At 60.3% G+C, this 5896-nt stretch carries 7 protein-coding genes; 1 reads left to right on the top strand and 6 read right to left on the bottom strand.

The genetic code is table 11. From position 1 onward, the window contains the following. Positions 1-100 precede the first annotated feature (100 nt). From hprK to hpf, 3 genes are all read right to left on the bottom strand, one after another. Positions 101-1051 carry an HPr(Ser) kinase/phosphatase gene (gene hprK / locus AC30NL_RS22365; RefSeq protein ID WP_489466186.1) on the bottom strand — a complete coding sequence of 317 codons (951 nt, stop codon included), beginning with the start codon at positions 1049-1051 and terminating at the stop codon, positions 101-103. Between the two features lie 46 nt (positions 1052-1097). Next, the gene (locus tag AC30NL_RS22360; protein WP_489466185.1) at positions 1098-1568 is read right to left on the bottom strand and encodes a PTS sugar transporter subunit IIA; all 471 of its coding nucleotides are present in this window, start codon (positions 1566-1568) and stop codon (positions 1098-1100) included. Between the two features lie 296 nt (positions 1569-1864). Next, positions 1865-2206, bottom strand: a complete 342-nt coding sequence (hpf, locus tag AC30NL_RS22355; protein WP_489466184.1) for a ribosome hibernation-promoting factor, HPF/YfiA family — start codon at positions 2204-2206, stop codon at positions 1865-1867. A 358-nt stretch (positions 2207-2564) separates the two neighbouring features. On the opposite strand from hpf, the gene corA reads away from it, so the two are divergent. Further along, positions 2565-3527: a magnesium/cobalt transporter CorA gene (gene corA / locus AC30NL_RS22350; RefSeq protein WP_489466182.1), complete on the top strand. Its 963-nt coding sequence runs from the start codon at positions 2565-2567 to the stop codon at positions 3525-3527. A 289-nt stretch (positions 3528-3816) separates the two neighbouring features. On the opposite strand, the gene AC30NL_RS22345 is transcribed toward corA, so the two are convergent. The 3 genes from AC30NL_RS22345 to AC30NL_RS22335 are packed head-to-tail and all read right to left on the bottom strand — an operon-like array spanning position 3817 to position 5713. After that, positions 3817-4257: a nuclear transport factor 2 family protein gene (locus AC30NL_RS22345; protein WP_489466181.1), complete on the bottom strand. Its 441-nt coding sequence runs from the start codon at positions 4255-4257 to the stop codon at positions 3817-3819. A 31-nt stretch (positions 4258-4288) separates the two neighbouring features. Further along, positions 4289-4471: a hypothetical protein gene (locus AC30NL_RS22340; protein WP_489466180.1), complete on the bottom strand. Its 183-nt coding sequence runs from the start codon at positions 4469-4471 to the stop codon at positions 4289-4291. Positions 4472-4495: 24 nt separating this feature from the next. Then, positions 4496-5713 (bottom strand): class I SAM-dependent methyltransferase, encoded by a 1218-nt coding sequence (locus tag AC30NL_RS22335; RefSeq protein ID WP_489466179.1) that lies wholly within the window; start codon positions 5711-5713, stop codon positions 4496-4498. Positions 5714-5896 lie beyond the last annotated feature (183 nt).

Below are 5896 nucleotides of genomic sequence, written 5' to 3'. Positions count from 1 at the left end.
GGCGCTCCTCACTTGTGTGGCGAGCCACACAAGTGAGGAGCAACGCCGCAGCGCGCCCGCCCAGCGCCCCCAAAACGGGAAATTGTTTCGGGCCAAATCCTCACTCCGCCTTGCCCATCGCCTTTTGATGGCGCTCGATGAATTCACGGTACGTGTCGATGCCGCGCAGTTGCAAGATCGTATTTCGCACAGCGGCTTCCACCAGCACGGCCAAGTTGCGGCCCGCATCCACCGCGATCACCACCTTGCGCACAGGTACGTCGAGGATGTCTTCGTACATCGGCTCGTAGGGCAATCGTTCGAACTCCCGCTCAAGCGTCTCCTTGCGCACCAGGTGCACGATCAGTTTCAAGCGCATCTTCCGCCGCACTGCCGTCTCGCCGAATATTGCCTTGATGTCGAGCAGGCCGATGCCGCGCACTTCGAGAAGATTCAAGAGCAATTCGGGACAACGCCCATCTAGCGAGGTCTGCGAGACGCGATAAAGATCGACGGCATCGTCAGCCACGAGCCCGTGGCCGCGGGAAATCAGTTCCAGCCCGAGTTCGCTCTTGCCCAGGCCCGATTCACCCGTCAGCAGCACTCCCAGCCCCAGGATGTCCATGAACACGCCATGCCGCGTTGTGCGCTCGGCGAAAAGCTGGCCCAGGTACCCGCGCACCACGTCGATGACGTGGCCGGCCGATTCGTCGGTAACGAAGAGCGGAATGTCCGCCCGGTCACACATGGCCACCAGCTTGTCCGGCGGCGTCTGCGCGTCGGCCACGATCAGCACTGGCGGCTCAAGCGTCACGATGCGGGAAATACGCCGCTCAATGACATCCGGCGTCGACTGGCTCAGGTAGGCCACTTCACGCCGCCCGACGAGCTGCACGCGATATGGGTGGATGTAATTGAGGTAGCCAACCAAGTCGGCCGCAGACTGGGCGTTGCGCACTGCCGCTTCGTCGAAGCGGCGTTCGGGATGCGCATGGCCTGCAATCCACTCCCAGTGCAGGGCCTGCCGATGTTCTTCGAAGAGCGCTTCGGCGCTGATGACTGTTGGTTTCATGTTGTGGACGCTTCCCCTTCAAGTGGGAAGGTACAACATGCACGGATCAGGCGACCGATTTGAGCGGTTCCCAATTCGAAATCAGCTCGTGAACCTTCGCGGCATCGCCTTCGGTCTTGAGGCGCTCTCGCAGCTCGCGATCGCTCAGCATTTCGGCGATTTCGGAGAGGATTTCGAGATGCCGCTGAGTAGCCGCTTCTGGCACCAGCAGGAAAATCAGCAGCGCGACCGGCTCGTCGTCGGGTGCATCGAAGGGGATGGGGTGCTGCACGCGCAGCACGGCGGCCAGCGGGTTTTTCAAGCCCTTGATGCGGCCGTGCGGAATGGCGACTCCATGACCGAGGCCGGTGGACCCCAGGCGTTCACGTGCAAAAAGGTTGTCGGTGACGGTGGCTCGGGCGATGGCATGCTGGTTTTCGAACAGCAGACCCGCGTGCTCGAATGCGCGCTTCTTGCTTGTGGATTCCACGTCGACCAGGACGTTGCTGGCGGGCAGGATGGCGGCGAGACGGTTCATAAGGGTTCCGGGCGCCCGCTTCAGCCTCTTCGGCCTGCCGGGTCGCTCGCGTGGAGCCGAGTCATCAAATTATAAAAAATACGCAAAACAGAGTCCGGAGATTGTGCACGTGGTGCTGCATAGCAGCAACGCCACCGCCCCCCGCGCTCGCAGGGTTGTGCGATATACATGCAAAAAAGCGGCCGGAGGGCCGCTTTGGTTGACGGGGACTACACCCACGTTGCTTGCGTCTTGGCGCCCGCTCCGCCTCGAGCGGGACGGTGCCCATTGGTAGCGGAAGCGCCCAAGGGCCATCATCAGCTCGGCGTGGCGTCCAGCCTCTTGGCGGCTACATGATGGTGGTCATTGAGCCTGTCTTTGTGACGGCAGACCTGACGGTCCAGCTTATCCATCAACTGATCAATGGCGGCGTAAAGGTCTTCGTGGGCATTTTCCACAAAGATGTCCTTTCCCTTCACATGCAGCGTGACTTCGGCCTTCTGCCTGCGTTCCTTCTCCTTTAGCTTCTCGACTGACAACAGCACATTGATATCCACCACCTGGTCAAAATGACGGGTTACGCGATCTAGCTTGGTGAGCACGTATTCGCGCAGTGCCGGGGTAACTTCGAGATGATGGCCGCTGATCGTCAAGTTCATGGGTACTCCTTTCGCAGGGGGTCGGGGAACTGGGGGAAGACGAGAGGACAAGGCTGGAAGAGGGGTGTGTCGACGCGAGGTCATTGAGGCCCAGTGTGCACGCGTTCGGGGGGTGTGACAAGCGGGTGACACCGGCTAACACCGTGAGGAATAGCGTCTTTCAGATGCCATAATTTCAGTCTTTCTGGTTCTCGGAGCACCGACTTGGACGCGCCCCCTACTCGGTGACCGTCCACTCCAGCAGGCCGCGCACCTGATGCAGGCCCTGGCCGGGGTGAGACGGTCGCATTTCCCACCGCAACCGTGTCACCCAGGCCCCGAATGCGCGAAAACGCGCTTTCGTTTTGCCGGAGTCCCCATGCTGAACGTTTTCACGCTGGCCAGTGGCCGGCTGTTCCAGGAAGAGATTGAAAGCCTCGACGAATTGGCGCACGTGCAGCCGGTCTGGGTCGATCTGGAACAACCCACCCCCGAAGAAAAAGGCTGGATTGCCCAACACTTCGGCGTGACCATTCCGGAAGACGCAGTCGACGACGACCTCGAGGAATCTGCCCGCTTCTACGAGGAGGACAGCGGCGAGCTGCACATCCGCTCCGACTTTCTTATCGACGACGGCGAAGCGCCGCGTAACGTGCGTGTGGCCTTCATCCTGTTCAAGGGCGTGTTGTTCTCTGTTCATGCCGAAGACCTGCCCGTGTTTCGCCTGCTGCGCCTTCGCGCCCGGCGCATCCCGGCCTTGATCGAAGACGCGAAGGACGTGCTGCTCAAGCTCTACGACGCTGATGCGGAGTACAGCGCGGACGCGCTGGAAGGCATCTACGATCACCTTGAAGCCGTAAGCAACGGCGTCCTCAAGCAAGACGTGAACGACCAGACCGCCGGCGAGGCGCTGTCGGCCATTGCCAAGGAAGAAGACCTGAACGGGCGCATCCGCCGAAACGTGATGGACACGCGGCGTGCCGTGAGTTTCATGATGCGAAGCCGCATGCTCAATGCCGAGCAGTTCGAAGAAGCGCGGCAGATCCTGCGCGACATCGATTCGCTCGACAGCCACACGACCTTTCTCTTCGACAAGATCAACTTCCTCATGAACGCCACGGTCGGCTTCATCAACATCAACCAGAACAAGATCATCAAGATCTTCTCGGTCGCAAGCGTCGCGCTGCTGCCGCCGACGCTCATCGCGAGCATCTACGGCATGAATTTCAAGAGCATGCCCGAGCTTGACTGGTCAATAGGTTACCCGTATGCGCTCGCGCTGATGGTCGCGTCGGTGGCGGCGCCGTTTATCTACTTTCGGCGCAAGGGCTGGCTGCGTTGATGGACGAAGGCCGGCTGTCGCGGACCAGAGCCTGCATTTCGCAACAAAACAAGACATGGGTCGGCGCTTGAATACGAGAACTCTCGGGGCCTCAGAGGCTGAGAGTATTTCGATCATGCCCGCTCATCACGCCAAAAGACCCCTGCTCGTCGTTGCAAATCTCGCCATAGCCCTGGCTATGGCTGCGCTTTGCGCCTAGATCAGGCGCCTTTTGACGTGCTGCTCGGACACGCTCGAAATACTCTCAGCCTCTCACATCGCGTGGCACCGCCGTCCTGCACAGACAGGTTCAAGAGCTCGCGCGGCGCCGGAGCCACCGCATCAACGCGCCGATGAGAGGAAGTTTTTCATACAACTCCTCGGCGGCATCCCAGTAGTCGCGGTGCAGGCATACCAGTCCCTGCACGTCGAACCGCAGGTGCGACCCGCCATGCACGGTTTGCGCTTCACCGTTGAAATGCCTGAAGCGAAACAGGAAGTCCCAAGTCAGAAAGCATTGATCGCCTTCAACTATCACGTCGCGGATCACGAAGCGCGGATCGTCGAGTGCCACGAACATGTGGGTAAAGACTCGTTCAATCTCGGGGATGCCGCTTACGTCGTTGAAGGGATCTTTGAATCGTGCGTCGGGCGCGTAGTACCGAGACAAGCACTTCACGTCCGCGGGCGTGAAGTGCTCGAACAGCGAGACGATTCTTTGTACGCGTGTATCCGTCGAACTGGCGGTCATGGCATCGTCATCCGTTTCATCTTCGGGCAGTCTACGAAGCCATCGCCTGTCCAAATGCGGATTTGGCGAAGACGTGCATGGTGAGGAAGCTCATGCGGCCACTGCCGCGAAGGCGGGCACCGGGAAGATCGGCCATCACCTGCGGCCGCGCCTCGGCCCCGGCCTTCAATCCGAACGGCGCTGCCGCGCAGCGCCAATGCGGCATGTCGTGCAATGGGAAATCCGTTTCCTCGCATGCTCAGGCACGTTGCAGCGTGAACTGGATGACGCTTGTGTTGCCCGTCGCGAAGGCCGCCTCACAGTAGGCGAGGTAGAACTCCCAGATACGCATGAACCGAGTGTCGAATCCCAGTCGTCTCACGCGAGCATCTGCGGCAAAAAAACACTCGCGCCAGCGGCGAATTGTCTCGGCATAGTCGGAGCCGAAGTCGAGCTCGTTGATCACTCGCAAGCCGACCTTTCCAGCCGCCTTCCGAAACCCGGAGGGGCTCGGCAGCAAGCCGCCCGGGAAGACATATTGCTGAATGAAATCGGTAGATTTCACGTAGCGGTCGAAGAGATCGTCGCGGATAACGATGGTCTGGATACAGGCCTTGCCCGACGGCTTTAGTTTGTTGCGTACCGTCTCGAAAAAAACCGGCCAGTGTTCGCGCCCCACGGCTTCGAACATCTCGATCGAAACGATCGCATCGAACGGACCATCCCCGATGTCGCGATAGTCCTGGTAGCGCAGATCGGCGTGGAGGCCCGCTGCGGCGAACCGCCGCAGCGCCCATTCGAGTTGTTCGCTCGACAAGGTCATCCCCGTCACCCTCGCTTCAAAGTCACGGGCCGCGCATTCGGCCAGCGCGCCCCAGCCACAACCAATCTCAAGCACGCGATCGCCGGCCTTAACGCCGCATTCGGTCAAGGCACGCCGCATCTTGGCCAATTGCGCCACTTCCATCGGTGCATCGAGATCGCCGTCGAACCATGCGCTGCTGTAGTTCATGGTCGGATCCAGCCACAACTCGTAAAACGAGTTGCCGAGGTCGTAGTGCGCCCGGATGTTTCGCTTGCTGCCACCGCGTGAATTGCGGTTGACGAGGTGCTTGATCCGATACAGCAGCGAACCCCACCAGGTGCCGTAGATGACCTGCTCGACCTCGTCTCGGTTGGCGATGAATAGCTGGAGAAGGGCGATGAGATCGGACGTGGTCCAGTCGCCTGCGACGTAGGCTTCGGCGAAGCCAATGTCGCCCGACTTCAACGCGGCGGCGCAGACGTTCCAGTTGCGCAGACGGATGACCGCTCGCGGGCCGCCTTCACCGGGCGTTCCGAACAGCAAGGTACTGCCGTCAGGGATCTGCACCGACATCGTTCCGTGCTTGATGTTTTTCATGAGCCGGAACACCGCGCGGGCAGCGGCTGGTGCCGATTCGGGGAGTAGAAGTGGCGCGAAACTTGTGGTGCTCATCTCGTCAAAAGTGGGTCGGGCTCAGAGGCTGAGAGTATTTCGATCATGCCCGCTCATCACGCCAAAAGCCCCCTGCTCGTCGTTGCAAATGCTCGCCATAGCCCCGGCTATGGCTGCGCTTTGCGCCTAGATCAGGCGCCTTTTGACGTGCTGCTCGGACACGTTCGAAATACTCTCAGCCTC

The sequence above is a fragment of the Rhizobacter sp. genome (genome assembly GCA_021153565.1).
Classification (GTDB): domain Bacteria; phylum Pseudomonadota; class Gammaproteobacteria; order Burkholderiales; family Burkholderiaceae_C; genus Albitalea.
This window is presented reverse-complemented; position numbering and strand designations above follow the sequence as displayed.

Excerpts from the sequence above, each read along its gene's own strand:
- hprK (WP_489466186.1), bottom strand. The coding sequence starts at position 1,051 with ATGAAACCAACAGTCATCAGCGCCGAAGCGCTCTTCGAAGAACATCGG.
- AC30NL_RS22360 (WP_489466185.1), bottom strand. The coding sequence starts at position 1,568 with ATGAACCGTCTCGCCGCCATCCTGCCCGCCAGCAACGTCCTGGTCGAC.
- hpf (WP_489466184.1), bottom strand. The coding sequence starts at position 2,206 with ATGAACTTGACGATCAGCGGCCATCATCTCGAAGTTACCCCGGCACTG.
- corA (WP_489466182.1), top strand. The coding sequence starts at position 2,565 with ATGCTGAACGTTTTCACGCTGGCCAGTGGCCGGCTGTTCCAGGAAGAG.
- AC30NL_RS22345 (WP_489466181.1), bottom strand. The coding sequence starts at position 4,257 with ATGACCGCCAGTTCGACGGATACACGCGTACAAAGAATCGTCTCGCTG.
- AC30NL_RS22335 (WP_489466179.1), bottom strand. The coding sequence starts at position 5,713 with ATGAGCACCACAAGTTTCGCGCCACTTCTACTCCCCGAATCGGCACCA.